The 19,338-nt window shown below is 72.6% G+C and carries 11 protein-coding genes; 6 read left to right on the top strand and 5 right to left on the bottom strand.

Annotated elements, in window-relative coordinates:
- The first annotated feature begins 129 nt into the window (after nt 1-129).
- Complete coding sequence (locus tag WMF34_RS25175; RefSeq protein WP_437989367.1) at nt 130-1,962, top strand: sialidase family protein; 1,833 nt, start codon at nt 130-132, stop codon at nt 1,960-1,962.
- Between the two features lie 60 nt (nt 1,963-2,022).
- Here WMF34_RS25175 and WMF34_RS25170 read toward each other — a convergent pair whose 3' ends face one another.
- Nucleotides 2,023-2,544: a MarR family winged helix-turn-helix transcriptional regulator gene (locus WMF34_RS25170; protein ID WP_437989366.1), complete on the bottom strand. Its 522-nt coding sequence runs from the start codon at nt 2,542-2,544 to the stop codon at nt 2,023-2,025.
- A gap of 414 nt (nt 2,545-2,958) precedes the next feature.
- Between WMF34_RS25170 and WMF34_RS25165 the strand changes: the two genes are divergently transcribed.
- The 5 genes from WMF34_RS25165 (at nt 2,959) to WMF34_RS25145 (ending at nt 13,906) form a co-directional block, all read left to right on the top strand.
- Nucleotides 2,959-9,675, top strand: a complete 6,717-nt coding sequence (locus WMF34_RS25165; protein ID WP_437989365.1) for an SDR family NAD(P)-dependent oxidoreductase — start codon at nt 2,959-2,961, stop codon at nt 9,673-9,675.
- Nucleotides 9,672-10,406, top strand: coding sequence for a 4'-phosphopantetheinyl transferase superfamily protein (locus WMF34_RS25160; RefSeq protein ID WP_437989364.1), 735 nt, complete (start codon nt 9,672-9,674; stop codon nt 10,404-10,406). The genes WMF34_RS25165 and WMF34_RS25160 overlap by 4 nt, the downstream gene beginning before the upstream one ends.
- 30 nt (nt 10,407-10,436) lie before the next feature.
- Nucleotides 10,437-11,963, top strand: coding sequence for an SDR family oxidoreductase (locus tag WMF34_RS25155; protein ID WP_437989363.1), 1,527 nt, complete (start codon nt 10,437-10,439; stop codon nt 11,961-11,963).
- A gap of 100 nt (nt 11,964-12,063) precedes the next feature.
- Nucleotides 12,064-13,545 carry a cytochrome P450 gene (locus tag WMF34_RS25150; protein WP_437989362.1) on the top strand — a complete coding sequence of 494 codons (1,482 nt, stop codon included), beginning with the start codon at nt 12,064-12,066 and terminating at the stop codon, nt 13,543-13,545.
- Between the two features lie 130 nt (nt 13,546-13,675).
- Complete coding sequence (locus WMF34_RS25145; protein WP_157906896.1) at nt 13,676-13,906, top strand: hypothetical protein; 231 nt, start codon at nt 13,676-13,678, stop codon at nt 13,904-13,906.
- 114 nt (nt 13,907-14,020) lie between these two features.
- Here WMF34_RS25145 and WMF34_RS25140 read toward each other — a convergent pair whose 3' ends face one another.
- From WMF34_RS25140 to WMF34_RS25125, 4 genes are all read right to left on the bottom strand, one after another.
- A complete protein-coding gene (locus WMF34_RS25140) occupies nt 14,021-15,592 on the bottom strand; it encodes a glycoside hydrolase family 43 protein (RefSeq protein WP_012237516.1) in 1,572 nt (523 codons plus the stop codon).
- A complete protein-coding gene (locus WMF34_RS25135) occupies nt 15,589-15,759 on the bottom strand; it encodes a hypothetical protein (RefSeq protein WP_162144010.1) in 171 nt (56 codons plus the stop codon). Before WMF34_RS25135 ends, WMF34_RS25140 begins: the two co-directional genes overlap by 4 nt.
- Before the next feature lie 349 nt (nt 15,760-16,108).
- Nucleotides 16,109-17,800 (bottom strand): 2-isopropylmalate synthase, encoded by a 1,692-nt coding sequence (leuA, locus tag WMF34_RS25130; RefSeq protein WP_437989361.1) that lies wholly within the window; start codon nt 17,798-17,800, stop codon nt 16,109-16,111.
- A 263-nt stretch (nt 17,801-18,063) separates the two neighbouring features.
- A complete protein-coding gene (locus WMF34_RS25125) occupies nt 18,064-19,245 on the bottom strand; it encodes an LLM class flavin-dependent oxidoreductase (protein WP_012237514.1) in 1,182 nt (393 codons plus the stop codon).
- Nucleotides 19,246-19,338 lie beyond the last annotated feature (93 nt).

Raw genomic sequence — 19,338 nt, 5'->3', positions numbered from 1 at the left:
AGCCATTGCTGAGCGCAGATTGCCGCGGAACGCTCTATTGGGCGGCAGCTCCGCGTTGCCGCTTCGACGCGGGCGATGAGCGCGAGCGCGAGCGTGTGCTCGACGGCGCGCCCAGCCCAAGGAGGTAGAATGCGTTCCTTACGAGCGAACATCGTTTATGTTGCACCACTCTTCGCTGCCCTTCCCGCGCTCCCGGCGTGCTCGCAAGGACCGGAGCTCGACCTGGCGCCGCTCGCCGAGGGCCACGATCGCGCGCTCGGCGGCGTGGTGAAGAGCGGAGTCGCGCTGTCGACTCGCGCCGCGAGCCTGGGCGCGCCCGCGACGCTCGAAGACCGCGCGCCGGCGACGATCGCCGAGCGACCGATGGCCCTCTGGTCGGAAGACACGCCGCCGATCCGGACGATCGGAGAGAACGTTCAGGTCAACGATCCGGCGCTCGACAAGATTATTACGTTTCGCACCAAACCGCCGACACGCCCCTTCGTCCTCGTGACCCAGAGCGAGACCTCGATCGCCTCGCATGACCACAATATCGTAGTTGCCTACAACACGTCCGCGGGCGTGACGCCTGTTCTTGTCGACAACACCATCGTGCCCGAGACCGTGTTCTTCTCCGGCTTCTCGACCTCGAACGACGGCGGCGTGACCTGGAAGAGCGGCTTCATTCCTCCGCTGCCCGGGAGCACGACCACGCTCGGTGATCCGGTCGTGCGCGAGGATCGCCGTGGGGTCTTCCATTTCTCCGGGCTCACCGCGGACGCGGAGGGCCAGCTGGGCGTGCAGGCCAACAGGTCGACCGACGGCGGCCGAACATGGAGCGAGGCGGTGTTCGTGGCCCAGGACAACGGCGCCGACAAGAGCTGGCTGGCCGTGGGCCCCGACCCGGTGCGCCGGCGCCGAGACAACCTCTACGTGACCTGGACCAGCTACCAGCCCCCGGAGGCGCCCGTCCGGACCGAGCTCCGCTTCGCGCGCTCGACCGACGGCGGTGAGACCTGGACATCCAAGGTCGTCTTCGCCCCCGAAGCGAACCCGGATCCCACGCTGCCGCAGAACGCGATCCAGTTCACGAACCCCGTCGTGGATCCCCACGACGGCACGCTCTACCTACCATTCCTTCAGTACAGCGGTTCGGACGCCGATTTCATTCGCATGCTGGTGTCCCATGACGCCGGCGAGACGTTCGAGTTTGTGGAGTTCAATCTCGCGGGAGCCCCGGACCCGACCCTCCTGCCCGTGGTCCAGCCTGGCGAGCTCATCGATTGCGGCAACGACGGGGGTCCCCGCCTGGCCATCACCGACGGGCCGCGCCGCAGGGGGCGGTTCGGTCTGCCCACCTACGTGCACGCCTCGCGCCTCATCGTTCAGCCGACGCTCGCGGTGCGCCGCGGTATCGTCTACCTGGCCTGGTCGGCCTCCACCAGCGAGATCTTGGGCGAAGCGGGATCGGGCTCGAACATCTTCCTCATTCGCTCGGACGACCGCGGGCGGACGTGGACGTCGCCGATCCCCGTCACCTCCACGGCCGGTGAGGACATCCATCACGTGCTCCCGGCCGTGACCATCGGCGAGCGCCCGAGCGACGTGCACATCGTTTACTATACGCAGAACCGCGACAGGTCCGTTGACGTGGAGATGGCGAGCTCGTTCGAATACGGGGAATCCTTCGGTGACGGCGACAGGCAACAGGTCACGGATACCTCCTTCCGCCTCTCGCCGACGAACATCCCGCTGGACGTGCCTGTCGGTAACAACTTCCCGACGACGAACTTCGATCGGGTCGTCGTGCCCTGTTACAACCTCGGCGAGTATCTCGACGTCACGTCGGAGCGGCAGAGGCTCTATTCGGCCTGGGGAGACCTGCGCAATCTCATCACGGAGCCTAGGAACCCCGCGGACCCGATCTCGGGTAAGACGCACTCGCAGGCCGACGTCTTCTTCCAGGCCTTCAAGGCGCGCTGAGCGCCCGTCGTACGGCGCTCCATCGGCGCTTCGCCGTGCTCATCGCGCCGCCGGTGATCGTCACTTCGCCTTGCGCTTGCCCGGCCGCGACTTTTGCTCGGTCCGCTCGTGCGCTGGCGCCTTCTCGGACCGCGTGGCCAGGGCCACGACGCGGCCGAGCTCCTCGCGGAGCGCGTCGGCCCTGCTCTCGCCGAGCTGCTCGCGGACGTGCTTCTGCGTCCGCTCCCACAGCGGGAACGCCGCCTCGATGGCGCGCTCGCCCTGGCGCGTGAGGGAGATGATGCGGACGCGCGCGTCGTCGGGCGCCCGCGCCACGCGGAGCAGGCCCGCCTTCTCGAGCGGCACGAGGTTCCTCGTGAGCGTCGTGCGATCCATGACGAGCCCGTCCGCGAGCGCGCTGAGCTGCACGCCCTCGTCGCCGCACGTCGCGACCGCGGCGAGCATCGTGAGCTGCGTCGACTGGAGCCCCACCGCGCGCAGGCTCTCGTCGTAGAGCCGCGTCAGCGCGCGCGACGCACGGCGGACACGCACGAGGGCGCACTGGCTCGCGATGATCTGGGCGGCGCGGGCAAAATCAATCACCAGTGTATCTACACCGTTTCGACCGGGGCCGTCAAATCGCGGCCAGGATCGCGGCTTGACATCCGTTCAGGTGCAGCTACACCTATCTCGTCCTCGACGACGTGGATCCGCCTCGTCTGCTCGACCGCCTGCTCGGCGTCGGCGGTCCTGGCGGCCCTGGCGCGCGCTGGCCGATCCATCGATCGATCGATCTCTCATTCGCCAGGGCCATGGCGGCGTCGAGGCGAGCATCGCGGCATCACCCGCGCGGCCGGGGGCCATGGGCCTGCGGCGCGCTCTGCGCATTTACGTGTAGGTACACTTATTCGAGCAGCCCGAGCGGCGCAAAGGTGAGGAGCGCACGAACCATCGGCTGGCACGCGGTGCCAGTCGTGCGTCGACGCCGCGCGCGGGCGGGCTGCGTGGAGAGGATCTATGGGCGAGTTCTTCGTCGTTCCGTACTGCGTGAAGTTCGAGGACAGCATGGCTTATGGCAGCCATCACTACCTCACGAACTTCCGCTTCCAGTGCATCGCGCGCGAGACGCTCTACTTCGCCGAGGCCGCGGACGGCACGCTCCCGCACGAGGAGGATCGCGCCGCGATCCGGCTGCTCACCACCGAGGGGTACAGCCGGAACCTCGCGCCGGTGCGCGTGGGCGAGCGCGTCGCGATCTTCATGAGCCTCGGCGCCGTGACGCGCTCGAGCGCGTACGGCTACTTCCGCACGGTCCGCTTCGACGGCGAGCCCGTGGCGTGCGGCTACCAGCGCATCGTCGCCGTCGCCTCGGCGAGCGACGAGCTCGCGCCGCTGCCCAGGTCGGTGACGGCGCATGTCGGGACCCTCGACGAGCGCGTGCCGCACCAGCGCTTCGTCGAGCTCTGCCTGCGCGGCGGCTCCGCGCTGCGCGAGCTCTTCCCCGAGCGCCTGCTCCGGCACGCCGCCGAGGTCGCGCGGGGGCCGCTCCACGAGGCGCGCCCGCACAGGGCGCGGTGGGGCGCGGAGGCCGCGGCGGCCGCGGCGGGCGGGGAGGCCGCGCAGGGGCGCTCCGGGGAGGCCGCGCGGGAGGGGGGCGGCGTCGCCGGCAAGATCGCGCTGCTCCTGCCGGGCCAAGGCTCGTTCGACCTCCGGCTCCTGCGAGCGCTCCACGCGCGCTTCGACGCCGCGCGAGAGGCCGTCGCCGCGGCCGAGCCCGCGGCGCGCGAGCTGCTCGGCGCCTCGCTCGCGGCGCTCGTGACCGCCGGCGAGGCGGAGGCGCGCGCCGCCCTCGAGGCGTGCGTCGATCTCGATCAGCTCGGGATCCTCGTCCAGGGCCACGTCGCCGTCGCGCTGCTCCGGTCCGCCGGGCTCGAGCCGGACGTCGTGGCGGGGCACAGCCTCGGGGAGATCGCCGCGCTGGCGGCGGGCGGGGCGTTTCCCCTCGCGACGGCCGCCGAGGTCGTGTGCCGGCGGGTGCTCGCCCTCCGCGGCGCGCCGCCAGGCCGCATGCTCGCCGCCCACACCGGCGCGGAGCGCCTGCGCGACGAGGTGCATGCGCTCGGCCGGGACGACGTGTTCGTCGCGGTGGTGAACGCGGCCGATCAGGCGGTCGCGTCGGGCACGGCGGACGGCATCGCGGCGCTCGAGCGGCGGCTCACCGGCGCCGGCGTTCGCGCGACGGTGCTCGCGAGCCGCTACGCCTTCCACTCGCCGCTGCTCGCGCCGGCGGTCGGTCCGTTCGCGAGCGCCCTCGTGCGCGCCGGCGCGGCGCGTCCCGCGCTGGCCACGTACTCGCCGATCGATCGCGTCCACTACGGCGACGGCCCGCTCGCGCCCGCGCGCCTGCTCCCGATGCACCTCGTGACGCCGCTCGACTTCGAGGCGGCCGTGCGCGACCTCCACGCGGCGGGGGTCCGCACCTTCGTCGAGTGCGGCGGCGGCGGCGCCCTGACCGCGCTCGTGCGGCGGAGCGCGCCGCCCGGGCCCGATCTGCGCGTGATCTCGACGTTCCGCGCCGGAGAGGACGTCGTGGCCGAGCACCGGCGCGTGATCGACGCGCTGCGCGCCGCGGGGCGCGCGCTCACGGCGGTCGCGCCGCTCCCGGAGGCGGAGCCGGACGCCCGCCGCCCGCGCGAGGCCGCGAGCCCTGCCGCCGCGAGCTCCGCGAGCCCCACCGCCACTGCGAGCCCGCGCGACGACGCCGCCTCCGCTGCGGGGGCGACGCCGATCGCGATCGTGGGCATGGGCGCGGTGCTGCCGGGGGCCGGCGGCGTCGACGCCTACCTCGCGCAGCTGCTCGCGGGCACGTGCGGGATCGCCGACACCGGCGAGCGACACCCGGAGCTCGCGACCGACTTCCTGAACCGCGGCCGCGCCGCCGACAAGACCTACAGCCTGCTGGTCGGCACGGTCGACGCCCTCGGCCCGTACGCCGAGCAGACCGGTTACGACACGCGCGCGCTCGAGCGGCTGCCCAAGACGGCCCGCATGCTGGCGTGCGCGCTCGCCGAGGCCCGATCGCACGCGGCCGCGCTCCGCGGCGGCGCGCCCCTGCGGATCGTATGCCTCCTCGGGTCCACGGCCGACGGCTCGATCGAGCACGACGAGGCCACGCTGCTGCTCGGCGTCGAGCGCGCGCTCGACGGCGCCGCCGTGGACGAGGCGGCCCGCGCCGCCGTGGCGGACGCGCTCGCGGCCGAGCTCGGGCTCGACGCCGGCCGGCGCGCGGCGTGCCGCGGCCACCTCGAGCCGCTCGCGCGCGTCGTGCGCGACGTGGTGGGGGAGGGCGCGCGCACCGTCCTCGTCGACGCGGCCTGCGCGTCGTCGATGCACGCGGTGCATCTGGGCGCCGCGATGCTTCGCCGCGGCCTCGCCGACGTCGTGATCGCCGGCGGCGCCTACCAGCCCGGCCCGACGAACGCGTGCCAGTTCTCGCAGTTCGGCGGGCTCTCCGCGACCGGCAGCCGCCCCTTCGACGCGTCCGCCGACGGCGTCGTGTTCGGCGAGGGCGCCGCGGTCGTCGTGCTCGAGCGGCTCGACGACGCCCGATCGCGGGGCGATCGCGTCGACGCCGTGCTCCTGGGCAGCGGCCTGTCGAGCGACGGCCCGAGCCCGTCGGTCACGGTGCCGCAGCGCCGCGGGCAGGCCCTGGCGATGCGGCGCGCCCACGCGCGGGCCGGCGTCGAGGCGCGGAGCGTCCAGTACGTCGAGGCGCACGCCACGGCGACGCCGGTCGGCGACGCCACCGAGTTCCAGGCGCTCGCCGAGGTGTTCGCGAGCGACGCCGGCGCCCCGCGCATCGCCCTGGGCAGCGTCAAGTCGCTGCTGGGCCACACGGGCTGGACCGCGGGCGTCGCGTCGCTCATCAAGGTCGTGCTCGCGATCAGCGAGCGCACGCTCTTCCCGCAGCACGGGTTCCAGGCGCCGAGCGCGCGCATCGATCTGGCGCGCTCGCCGTTCGCCATCCCGACGGCGGCCGCCCCCTGGATCGCCCAGAGCGGAGCCCCGCTGCGCGCCGCGCTCGACAGCTTCGGCTTCGGCGGCACCAACGCGCACCTCGTCGTCGAGGAGCACCGCCCCGAGCGCCACCCCGCGCGTCCGCGCCCGCGCGACGGCGCCCGCGCGCTGTGCGTCGTCGGGCTCGGGTCCGTGTTCCCCGGCAGCGGAGGCGCGCCCGCGGGCGCCCCGTCGGACGTGCTCGCGTTCGACGAGGGCGCGCTCCGGCTGCCGGCCCGCGCTCCGGTCCTCCCGGACGCCCTCGAGGCGATGGACCCGACGCAGCTGCTCGCGGCGATGGCCGCGGAGGAGGCGCTCTCGGCGCTGCCCGCGCGCGAGCTCTGCGAGCGCATCGGCGTCGTCGTCGGCCACGAGGGCAAGACGCGCCGCGGCGCGCGCGCCAACGAGCGCATCTTCGCCGACCGCGTGGCGCGGGCGCTCCGGGCGCGCGGCGTCAGCCCCGCGCTGGCCTCCGCGACGGCCGACGCGCTCCGCGCGGGATCGCCCGCGACGGGGCCGTACACGCAGCCGGGCAACATGCCCAACGTCATCTCCGGGCGTGTCGCCAACGTCTTCGGCCTGCGCGGGCCGAACTTCGTCGTCGACACCTCGGCGACCTCGCTGCTCGACGCGCTCGCGGCCGCCGATCTCGTGCTCGACGAGGACTGCGACGTCGTGCTCGCGGGGGCCGTCAACGCCTTCAGCGACGACGTCGCGCGGGGCGCGTCCGCTACCCGTGACCCGCGGCCGGTCGGCGAGGCGGCGCTGCTCGTCGCGCTCTGCACCGAGGACACCGCCGCGCGCCACGCCTGGCCGGTGCTCGCTCGCCTGCACCTCGTCGACGGCGCGGCCGAGGGCGTCGCCGGCGCGGCGGGGCGCGGCCCCTCGGCCCGCGAGCTCGCGGTCGGCGGATCGAGCGCGCGGCTGCGCGGGGCCGAGGGCGCCGTCGAGCTCCACGCGGCGATCCGCGGCGCGCGCGCGCACGGCGCCGCGCTGGTGCGCTGGCCGTCCGATCCCCGCGCCGTCCAGGTCACGCCCCCCGAGGTCGCGACGGTCGCGCCGGCGCGAGCGGCCTCGGGCTTCGCGACGGGCACGCCGATCCACGGCTTCGTCCCCGAGATCGCCCCCGCGCCGGCGACAGGGCCGGCGGCGCGCGTCCCGTCCCGCGTCCTCTACGTCTGCACCGACGCGGCGCTCGCCATGGAGGTGCGGCGCGCCGCCCGCTCCGACGAGGAGCGCGCGCGCGTCCTCGCGCTCGCCGTCGAGGAGGCGTCCGGCTCGGCGGAGCCTGGGAGCCCGCGCGACCTCTCGGCGCCCGGGGCCGAGGCGTCCGGCGGCGCGCCCTCGCTCGACGCCCGCGACGAGGCGCGGCTCGGCGCGTCGTTCGCGGCCCTGGCCCCCGATGACGTCGACGCGGTCGTCGTGCTCACCCGCGCCACGGACGCGCTCGCGTTCGTCGACGGCGCGCCGGGCTCGTACAGGCCGGCGCTGCGCGCGCTCTTCGGCGCCGCTCGCCGCTATTACGGCGCCATCGCGCGCGGCGAGGTGGCCTTCGCCGCCGTCGTCGCCTCCGCCGTGGACCTCCACGGGCGGCTCGCGCCGGTGAGCGGCGCGGTCGGCGGCTTCGTGAAGTCCCTGGCGCGCGAGCTCCCGGGCGGCGACGTGCGCGTCGTCCACACCGACGCGCGCGACGCCGCGGCCGCGCTCGGCGCGCTCTCCGAGGAGTGGCGCCACGCCCGGCCCGCCGTTCCCGAGGAGGTGGTCGATCTCGGCGGCGCGCGGCACGCCGTGCAGCTCGCCCGCGCCTCCGCGAGGCCGCGCGCGCGCGCCGTACCGCAGCTCGGCGCCGATTCGGTCGTGCTCGTCACGGGCGGCGCGCGCGGCATCACGGCGGAGCTCGTCGAGGGCCTGCTCGACCGCTTCGGCTGCCGCGCCGTGCTCCTCGGCCGCTCGCGGCTGGAGGACGCTCCGGCCCGCGCGCTCGCGATGACCGACGCGGCGTTCGACGCGTACGAGCGGGACTTCTATGCCGAGGCCCTGCGCGAGAGCTCGGGCCTGCGGATGGGCGTCCTGCGCGACCGCTACGCGCGCCTCCGCGCGGCGCGCGAGGCGCACCGGGTCCTCGCCCAGCTGCGCGCCGGGGGCGCCGGCCGCCGCGTCGTCGACTACCACGCCGTCGACGTGACGTGCGGCGAGGACGTCGACCGCGCCGTCGCGGCGGTCGCGGCGGCGTACGGCCGGGTCGATCTGGTCGTGCACGGCGCCGGCATCCAGGTGTCGAGCCGGCTCACGTCGAAGCCGCTCGATCTGTTCGAGCGGATCGTCGACACGAAGCTCGCCGGCCTCGCCCACCTCCGCCGCGCCCTCGCGCGCCACCTGCCCGACGCGCGCCCGCACGTCCACCTCGTCACCTCGGCGTTCAGCGTGCTCGGCAACGACGGGCAGCCGGACTACGGCGCGGCGAACGAGGCGATGAACCGCGCGGCGGCGTACTTCGCCGCCGAGGCGGGCGCGGGCCCGTGGTCGAGCATCGCGTGGCTCGGCTGGAACGGCGTCGGCATGACCGCCGGGTCCGAGTACAGCGCGCTCGGCGCGGCGCGCGGGCTCCGGGGCGTCGAGCCGGAGGAGGGGCGGCAAATCTTCCTCGACGTCGTCGCCGAGCCGCCCGCCGGCGCGGCCCAGGTCCTGCTCGGCGACGGCGAGATCGAGCGCTTCGCCCCGCGCATCGTCGCGGCGGACGCGTCGGACGCGGTGGTCGCGGCGGACGGCGCGTCCGCGAGCGCGTGGACGCTCGATCCACGCGTCGATCCGTGGCTCTCCGACCACCGGGCGCGCTCGAGCGCCGTCGCTGCCGGGGCCTTCCTCGTCGACCTGGCCGTCCGGCACGCGCTCGCGACGTCGGGCGGCGGGGCGCTCGTCCGCGAGGTCCGCGACGTGCGCTTCCTCGAGTTCCTGCGCCTCGCCGACGACGCGCCGCGCGAGGTGCGCGCGGTGACGACCCGCCGCGAGCGCCTCGCCGGCGGCCGCGTCGCGTGCGCCGTCGAGGTGCGCGGCGACTTCGTCCACCGGTCGGGCGTGACCCTCCGCGCCGGCGTGGTCTTCGCGACCTGCGTGGTCGAGCTCGCCCCGATCCACGTCGGCCGCGACGGCCTTGCTCCGCGGCACGCCGGGCGGGTCGACGGGCCCCTGGTCCGCGACCCCTACGCGAGCCCTGGCTCGCCGGTCCGGCACGCGGGCTGGTTCGATCACCTCGGCGCCTTCGTGCTCGGGGCCGCGCTCAAGGAGGCCCGGTTCCGCCTCACGACCGACGGCGCCCTCGCAGGGCAGCGCGGGGCCGCCACGCCGTTCCTCCTGCTCGACGCGCTCCTGTCGCTGGGCACCCTGCGCCGCGACGAGGCGGGCGCGTTCCCGGTGTGCGCCGCGGGCGGCGTCGACCGGATCCGCTTCGGGACGGCGGCGAACGATCTCGCGCTCCGTGGCGCGGGCGTCCCCGTCCGGCTCGTCGCCACGGTCCCGAGCGCGGCGGGCGACCGCGTCCTCGGCGCGTGGGCGCAGGCGCTCGACCCCTCGGGCGGCGTGCTGCTGGAGGTCGAGGGGCTCGAGGGGCGCGTCATGGGGCGCGTGGCCGCGGACGCCCGCCCGGCGGCGCAGGCGACGCTGACGCTGGGGGCGCCGTGACGCCGCCGCTCGCCATCGCGGTCGCGCGGGCGGACGCCGAGGCCGCGGCGCGCCTCGAGCCCTACCTGACGGCCAGCGAACGCCGCGCGTGCGCCGCGCAGCGCGTCGCCGCCCGGCGGGCGCAGTCCGCGTGCGCGCGCGTCGCGGCGAAGTGGCTGCGCCTCGAGCTCGCCGCCGGCCGCGGCGCGCCGCTGGTCGCGCTGGACGCGGCCTCGCTCGAGGCGCACCCGCGCGCCGCCTACCTCGCCTGCGCGGTGACGGGGCCGTGCGGCCGTCGCCCGCGCTTCGAGGACGGCGCGTTCGCGCTGTCGCTCTCGCACGCGGGCGAGCTCGCGGCGGCCGCGGTCACCACGGCGCGCGCGGTCGGCGTCGACGTCGAGCGGGTCGAGGCGCGCGCGGCGAGCTTCGCCGACGAGCACTTCACCCCGCGCGAGCGCGAGGGCCTCGCGCGGGGCGCCGCGGCGGGCGCCCCGCGCGCCGCCCTCGAGACGTTGCTCTGGAGCGCCAAGGAGGCGCTCTACAAGACGGGGGCGCTCGCGCTGCCGGCGCGGTTCTCGTTCCGGGACATCGACGTCGCGTTCCCGCCGGGGGGCGCGCGCCTCGCGCAGCCCTCGGTCCGCTCCTTCGCGCTGGGCGCGCGGGGCGGGCAGTTCTTCGGCCGGGCCGTGCTGACCGGTGCGTTCGCGCTCGTCGCGGCCGTCCCGGTCCCGCCCGTCGCCGCTCTCGGATGAATGGCACTCACCAAATACGAGGTTTCGACGATGCAATCTCATGATCTCCTCGACCACGTTCGCTCCGTCTTCGTGCGCATGACGCGTTACCCCGACGAGGTCGTCGTCGCCGACGCCGATCTGGAGCAGGACCTCGGCATCGACTCCGTGAAGCGCGGCGAGATCCTCGCGACGCTGCGCGCCGATTTCGGTCTCCCGAACGCCCTCAAGGCGGCGCCCGACGAGCTGCGCACGGTGGCCCGCGTAAGCGAGTTCCTGTCGCGGACGATCGCGGCCAGCGCGGAGGCCGGAGAGCACGCCAAGGGTCACGTGGAGACCGGAAACCACGCCAATGGCCATGTCGAGGCCGGAGCGCACGCCGATGGCCACGTGGAAGCCGAAGGGCGCGCCAATGGCCATGTGGAGGCGGCGAAGCACGCCAATGGCCACGTGGATGCCGGAAGGCATGCCAATGGCCACGTGGAGGGCGGAAGGTACGCCAATGGCCACGCGGGCGAGTCGCTCCATGTCGTGGTTCAGGCGCTCGCGGACGCGACCCGCCACCCGGTCGATCTGCTCGTCCCCGACGCGCGGCTCGAGGAGGACCTCGGGGTCGACCGCCGCCGCCGCGACGAGCTCCGCGCGCTCCTCTGGCAGCGTGGCGCCCAGCCGGGCGTGCTCGAGGTGGCGCTCGACGAGGCCCGCACGGTCGGCGATCTCGCGCGCCTCGTCGAATCCGCGCCGCCTGCGCAGGTCGCCGCGGCGCGCGCGCCCGCGGCCCCCGCGGCCCCCGCGGCGCAGCGGGCGCTCCCTGCCCCCGGGGTGGCGCTCGCGGGCAAGACGGTCCTCGTCACCGGATCGAGCCGCGGGCTGGGCCGCGCCATCGCCGCGAAGCTCGGGCGCGCCGGCGCGCGGGTCGTCGTCAACAGCTTCCACTCGCGGGACGACGGCGAGACGGTCGCCGACGAGATCCGCGGGGCCGGCGGCGACGCGGTGCACGTCTGGGGCTCGGTCGCCAACCCCGCGCACATCGACAGGCTCTTCGATGCGATCGCGCGCGACGTCGGCGAGCTGGACCACTTCGTCAGCAACGCCTCGAACGGCCGCTTCGGCCCCCTCGAGCAGACGACCCCGGAGCACTGGGAGCTGGCCTTCCGCACGAACGTCATCGGCTACCACCTGTGCGCCATGCGCGCGGCGCGCCTGATGGAGCGCAACGGCGGCGGGCGCATCGTCGCGCTCTCGTCGAACGGCTCGTCGAGGTACCTCGAGCACTTCGGCGCCATGGGCGCCGTGAAGGCCGCGGTGGAGTCGCTCACGCGCGCGCTCGCCGTCGAGCTCGCCCCGCGCAACGTGCAGGTCAACTGCATCTCCGCCGGGCCGATCTACGGCCATGTGACGAGCAACTACCCGGATCACGAGCGGATCCTCCCGTACTGGGAGTCGCGCACGCCGGGCGGCCGGCTCTGCACCGAGGACGACGTCGCCGAGGCCGTCCTGCTGCTGCTCTCGGACGGGGCGCGGAGGATCAACGGCGCGACGCTCACCGTCGACGGCGGAGGCTCGCTGTGCATCTGACCGCGGCCATGACGATGACCGGCGCCGGGGTGCCCTCGGCGCGGGTCCGCGCGGAACGGCTCACGTCAGCTTCCCTGGAGCTCGCGAAGAAGGAGGAATCATGAGTGCCACGCTCGAACGGCAGCCCCCGGGCCCTGGCCCGCTCGCCAGCCTGCGGTACCTGGCGAATTTCAGGACCGGTGACATGCGTCATTACGAGGACCTCTTCGCGCGTCATGGCGACGTCGTGCGCCTGCGGGCGCCCGGGGCCGAGGACTTCGTCATGGCGTTTCACCCGAACGACATCGCGCACGTCCTTCGCACGAACGCCCGGAACTACCCCAAGGGGAAGCGCTACCACGAGCTCGCGCCCGTGCTGGGCTGGGGCCTCGTGAACAGCGAGGGTGAGCTCTGGCGGCGCCAGCGCAGGCACGTGCAGCCCCAGTTCAACCATGCCAACACGCTCAAGTTCGTCCCGATCATCGTCGAGCACATGGAGGCTGTGCTGCGGCGCTGGGACGCCCAGCCGGGCGAGTTCGCGCGGGACATCAACGACGACATGATGGACGTGACGTTCGGTATCGCGGGCGAGGCGTTCTTCGGCGCCGCGCTGGAGGCCCACACGGACACCGTCCGCGAGGCGTTCAAGTATGCGCTGTCGATCGCGCTCAAGCGGATGTACTCGCTGGTCAACCCGCCCCTGTCCTGGCCGCTCCCCAGCCACCTGCGCTTCCGCCGGGCCATGGACCGCGTGCACACCGTGATCGACGGCATCATCGACGGCTACCAGCGCGGCGCGGGCGGCGAGGACAACGTGCTCGTCCGCCTCATGAACTCGGTCGACCCCGAGACCGGCGCGAAGATGGACCGCGCGCAGCTGCGGGACGAGATCAAGACCATCCTGATGGTCGGGCACGAGACCTCGAGCGTCACCGCCTCGTGGGCGCTCTACCAGCTCGCGCGGCACCCCGAGGTGTGCGCCCGCCTCACCGAGGAGATCGATCGCGTCCTCGGCGGCCGGTCTCCGACGGCCAGGGACATCGAGTCGATGCCTTACCTCACCATGGTCTTCAACGAGTGCCTCCGGCTCCTGCCCTCCGTGCCGTTCATCCTCCGCAGCCCGCTCGAGGACGACGTCATCGGCGGCTACCAGGTCGCCGCCGGGTCGACGGTGGCCATCGTCCCGTGGGTCACGCACCGGCACCCGGAGTTCTGGAGCGATCCGCTGGAGTTCAAGCCCGAGCGCTTCGCGAACCACCGGCGGAGCGCGGACGACAAGCTCGCCTTCATCCCCTTCGGCGCCGGCCAGCGGATCTGCCTGGGCGAGTTCATGGGGCAGCTCGAGGGCAAGATCATGGTCGCGATGGCGCTGCAGCGTTATCGGCTCCGGCTGGTCCCCGGCTTCGACCCGCGTTGCCGCGGCTTCATCTCGCTGCAGCCGGTGAACGGGATGCGCATGATCCTGAAGCGGCGGGAGCCGTCGAGCGCCGTACGCGCGGCGCCGGCGGGGCGGGAGGAGCCCGCGGGGGCGGAGCCCGTGGTGACGGAGCCCGTGGCGGCCGCCATGAGCGCTCACGGCTGCCCGTACAGCGCCCGGGCCTGAGGGCCTGGGCTCGGCGCACCCGACCGATGGCGCGACCGCCCGGCCTCTCCTCCCGGCCGGCGCCCCCGTCCTCATTTTTTTCTCGGCCCATGTCAGACCCCGACGAGCCGCGGCGAAGTACCAGGCAGGCATGCGGACGGCTCGGGACGAACCCCCTGAGCGCTGCCTTCTTCCACGGCACTGCCCGATCAAGCGCGTAGTCGTCCGTGGCGGCGCGCGCCTCGACTCGCTCTCGTACGGCGTGCGGGATCGCACGAGCAACGCCGGGCTCGAGCGCACCGCGCAGGGCTTCGTCGTCTCGAGCAAGGCCATGGCCGACATCGCGGTCAGCCGCGGCGTGCACCTTCAGCGGAGAAATTGAACAGGGAGGCGGGGAGTCAGGGAGTATGTGAGAATTTCCCTCCCCGCCTCCGCGCCTCCCTGTGAATTCTCCGAAGAATTTAAGGGATCCCTTGGGCCGTCTCCAGTGTGGACGTCACCCGATCTCGCGGTAGTCGAACCAGTCGAAGTCCGCGTGCAGGCGTGTGCCGGCCAGGTCCTGGCACGCCATCCCGACGAAATTGCCCGTGAACCCGCAGGGTATCGCGTGCTCGTCCGACAGGATCGACGCGTCGTGCTCCCACCCCACCGTGTGGTAGGTGACGCCATCCCGCGAGTAGAAGAACGATATCCGCTCGTCCTTGATCTCGAGCCGCAGGAAGATGTTCTCCACCCCGTCCAGCACGTACTCCTTCTCGACCGGGAACGTCAGGTTCCCCCGCTCGCACTTCATGACCGAGAGGGCCTTCTCGGCGTGGTCCGCCCGCGAGACGTAGAGATAGTAGAACGAGTCCGTGCTGTAGAACGCAACGATGCCCGCCATCTGCTGGAAGTGCTGAGGGGCGAACTGCATGCACGTCGTCGCTTGCACGTGTTTGGCCTGCTGGCGCCGCGCGACGAGGCTCTGCTCGAAGTTCGAGGTGATGCTCTCGCGCCCGATCAGGCGCAGGTACCCGGGCCGGGCGGCGAGGCTGCTCACGTCCGCCGGCCGCACGCGCGGCGACTGCCACTCGATGCCCAGCGTGGGCGTATCGAAGTCGTCGCGCTCGGGTGTCTTCGGCCATTCGTGGCGAGCCAGGTTCGGCCCCTCGTAAACGTCCAGCGGAACCTGCCCGCCCGAGGTCAGCCGCGGCCACCCCTCGACCCAGGTGATCCCCTGGAGCGCCGTCTCGCGTCCCAGCGTCGACCGGCCATTCTTCAGCGGGCGACGGCACAGGTGCGCGAACACCCACGAGCCGTCCTTGTTCTCCACGAAGCTACCGTGACCGGCGCTCTGGAGCCGCAGCTCGGGGTGGGACGCGCTGGAGATGAGCGGATTGTTGGGCATGACCTCGTAAGGCCCGTGAATCGAGCGAGAGCGGGCCACCGTCGCGGCGTGCGTGATGAACGTGCCGCCCTCCGCGGTGAGCAGGTAGTAGTAGCCATCTCGCTTGTAGATGTGCGGCCCCTCCACGAGCCCGAGCGCCGTGCCCCGGAAGATGTTCTCCACCGGACCGACGAGCTTCTTCTCCTTCGGGCTGTACTCCTGGAGCAAGATCCCACCGAACGGGTTGTTGCCCGGCCGGTGATCCCACACCATGTTCACGAGCCACTTGCGGCCGTCGTCGTCGTGGAACAGCGAAGGATCGAACCCCGAGCTGTTCAGGTAGATGGGCTCCGACCACGGGCCAGTGATGGAAGGCGCGGTGACCAGGTAGTTGTGGACGTCCTTGAACGACCCCGCCCAGCGTCGCGAATTCGTGTAGATGAGGTGAAACAAGCCGTCCGCGTAGGTCAGGCACGGCGCCCAGATCCCGCCGGAGTTGGGGTTGCCGCGCATGTCCAGCTGCGAGTACCGCTCCAGCGGCCGCGCCACCACCCGCCAGTTGGCGAGGTCTTTCGAGTGGGAGATCTGGACGCCCGGGAACCACTCGAACGTCGAGGTCGCGATGTAATAATCGTCCCCCACGCGAACGATCGACGGATCGGGGTTGAACCCTCTCAGTGCCGGATTTTCCACCTTGCTCATTCACTCACCTTGATTGTCTCGTTGTGTTCCAGCGCAGCCAGTCCTGCTTCCAGCGCGACAAGCGGGTTGAACCTGCCTGAAAAGCGCAGAATTTCGAACCGCCAAGACGCCAGAAGACGCCAAGATTTTGTGTTTTCTTGGCGTCTCATGGCGTCTTGGCGGTTCATTTCTCGCTTGAACAACGCGCTCGGTGTTCTAGCGCTCGACGGATACGCTCGACATCGTGGACGCACCCTGCCCATGCCCCACCGCTCGCGCGTCGGCGTGAGGCACGGGAGGCGCGTGGCCGCAGGCAGCTCGGGGCGCGGCGTGGGGGGAGAAGGCATCATAAGGGAGCGTGGCGTCTGCAACGTCGCCCCTGCTGGTTCCCGCGTCTGCCGTCTGTGGCCGCGCTGCCGGACCCGCCGGAGGAGCTCCGCCGTCGGCGCGCGAGGGTAGCACCGCGCGCGCGCGCGTCCAGGCGCTTCGTCTCGCCACGCGGGCGCCTCCGTCGGGCTCTGGCGGGCGCGCGCCCGCTCACTCCGCTGCCGCCGCGAGCTGCGCGGCATCCGCCGGCCGCGCGCGGTTCCACGCGGACGCCACGGCGGCGAGCGACGCCATGTCGGCGTCCCCGTGCGTCCCCGCCCCGAAGCTGCGCTTGCGCCCGACCGAGATGGCCACGTAAGCCGCCGTCTCGTCCCCGGCGCTCCTCGGGAGCGCGTGCGCCGCGTGCTCGTCCACCGCGATCGCGATCCCCGCGTGGCGCGAGAGCGCGCTCGCGAGCGCCTCGACGGGGCTGCCGCCGGCGGCGCTCAGCACGTGGGCGGCGCCCCGGATCTGCACATGGAACTCGTGTCGTTCGTCCGCGCCCTGGCCGACGCGCCTGTGCCGGGTGACGCGGAGCGGCCCTGCGCGGTTCACGTACTCCCGCTCGAAGATCGCCAGGATCTCGGCCTTCTGCACCTCGCCCTCGGTCCGCTCCGCCCTGCGCTGCACGGCCTGGCTCACCTCGATGGCGAGCCCCCTCGGCAGCACGTAGCCGTGGTCGTGCTCGAGCACGTACGCCACGCCGCCCTTGCCCGACTGGCTGTTCACGCGGATCACCGCCTCGTAGCTGCGCCCGACGTCCTGCGGATCGATGGGCAGGTACGGCACCTCCCAGAGCGGGCTCCCGCCCTCGCGCAGCGCCTTGAACCCCTTCTTGATCGCGTCCTGGTGCGACCCGGAGAAGGCCGTGTACACGAGCTCGCCGACGTACGGGTGGCGCGGGTGGACCGGCAGGCGGTTGCAGTGCTCGGCCGTCTCCTTGATCGCCTGGACGTCATGGATCTCGAGCTCGGGATCCACGCCCTGGGACATCAGGTTGAGCGCCAGCGTCACGACGTCGACGTTGCCCGTGCGCTCGCCGTTCCCGAACAGCGTGCCCTCGACGCGATCGGCGCCCGCCATCACGGCCAGCTCCGCCGCGGCCACGGCGGTGCCGCGGTCGTTGTGCGGGTGCACGCTCAGCACGATGCTGTCGCGCTGCTTCAGGTTCCTGTGCATCCACTCGATCTGATCCGCGTACACGTTGGGCGTCGACATCTCGACGGTGGCGGGCAGGTTCAGGATGATCTTCCGTGACGGCGTGGGCTCCCAGACGTCCATCACGGCCTCGCAGATCTCCTTCGCGAAATCGAGCTCGGTGCCCGTGAAGCTCTCGGGGGAGTACTCCAGCGCGACCTCGGTCTCGGGCATGCGCGCCGCGAGCTCCTTCACGAGCCGGGCCCCGCGCACGGCGATCTCGGCGATGCCCGCGCGGTCCAGGCCGAACACCACGCGCCGCTGGAGCGTGGAGGTGGAGTTGTAGAGGTGGACGATGGCGCGGCGCGCCCCGCGGATGGCCTCGAAGGTGCGCTCGATCAGCTCGGCGCGCGCCTGGGTGAGCACCTGGATCGTCACGTCGTCCGGGACGAGCCCCTGGTCGATGATCCAGCGCACGAAGTCGAAGTCGGGCTGCGACGCGCTGGGGAAGCCCACCTCGATCTCCTTGAACCCCATGCGCAGGAGCTCGTGCCACATGCGGAGCTTGCGCTCGAGGCCCATGGGCTCGACAAGGGCCTGGTTGCCGTCGCGCAGGTCCACGCTGCACCAGCGCGGCGCCCTCTCGATCACGCGGCTGGGCCAGCGGCGATCGGGCATGTGGATGGGCTGAAAGGGCTTGTACTTGTGGACAGGCATCGTGGACATGACGGGACTCCCTGAAAGCTAGCGATGGGAGTCGTCACGACACGACGACGAGGCGGAGAACCCCCATCGGGACCAAGAGAACCGAGGGGGCCGTACTGCGAGGAGCGACGTCGATCAGCAGCGCGCGCAAAGGCCCCCGGGCCGTAGGCCTAGGCAGGGGCGTAGGGAGCGCGCGCGAGGGACGGACATCGAGGTGCAGCCTAGCGAACATTCGCGCGGCTGTCCAGCGCTGCGATACGAGGGGAGAGCGGCTGACCGCCGCTCTAGGGGGTGTCGAACTCGGGGATGAGCTTGCCGATGTGGCGAATGCTGCTCATGACCTGCTCGTGCGGCAGGCGCCCGACCTGCTGGAAGCTCAGCAGGCGATCGATGCCGAGGTCCTGGTAGAATTTGATCTTCTGCCGGCACGTCTCCGGGCTGCCGACGATGAGCGAGTTCTGCTCCTTCAGGGCGTCGAACACCTCCTCGTTCGGGACGTCTTCGTTCTGCATGATGCGGGCGAGGACGGCGTTGGCCTTGGTCTCGGCCGGCGTCTTCCCCGCGCGGTCGCGCAGGAGCTGGCCCACGAGGCCGCCGCCCGCCGGGTCCTTGGCCAGCGCCTGCTCCTCGGCGTGGGTCCGGAGGAAGTGCTCCTTCGCCTCGAAGAACGTGAAGGACCCGTTCGTGTACCACGCGGCCGCGGAGGCGGCGCCGTTCTCCATGGCCTGCTGGTCCGTCTCGGCGCAATGAGCGAACGTGAAGAACCCGACCTGGTTGTTGATGAACGCGCCGACGGGCCGCTCACACCGCCGGATGGCCTCGCGGTAGATGCCGATCCACTCCTTCACCTGGTCGGGCGGCGCCCACAGCGTGACGCCGAGCGCGCCGACCCCGTTGCGCCCGGCCTGCTCGAACGAGGCCAGGCTCGAGCAAGCCTGCCAGAGGGGCGGGTGGGGCTTCTGGTACGGCTTCGGGATGATGGGTACGTTGTTGATCTCGGCGTCCTCGCTCTTCCAGGAGAACCGCTCCTGCGTCCACATCTTCGGGATCATCTCGAACGCCTGCTGCATCTGGTCGCGCGTCCGGTCCGGTGGGATGTTGAACGTGCGCCACTCCGGGATGGTCGAGCGGGCCAGGCCGAGCTCCAGGCGCCCGCCGCTCAGGTGATCGAGCATCGCCGCGCGCTCTGCGACGCGGATGGGGTGGTTGAACCGGAACGGCGACAGCACCGAGGAGTGCCCGAGCCGCATCGACGTCGTGTGCTGCGAGATCGCCGCGAGCATCACCTCCGGCGCCGACGAGTAGCTGAACTCCTCGGCCGTATGGTGCTCGACCTGCCACCAGCAGCCGTACCCGAGCCGATCGGCGAGCTTCGCCTGCTCGAGGGTGTTCATGATGATCCTGTGCTCGTGGTCCTCCGACCACGGACGGGGACTCTGCATCTCTGTGAACAGGTCGATCTTCATTACTTCCTCCCTCGCGATGGCTGCGCGCCAAGCATCGATCCGTCACGTACAAAACGGCAATGTGTGGTTTGCCGCACACCGATCTACATGTCG

This window comes from Sorangium sp. So ce145 (assembly GCF_051525985.1).
GTDB lineage: Bacteria > Myxococcota_A > Polyangia > Polyangiales > Polyangiaceae > Sorangium > Sorangium cellulosum_B.
Note: the sequence above shows the minus strand (reverse complement) of the source record. Positions and strands in the feature narration are given on the sequence as shown.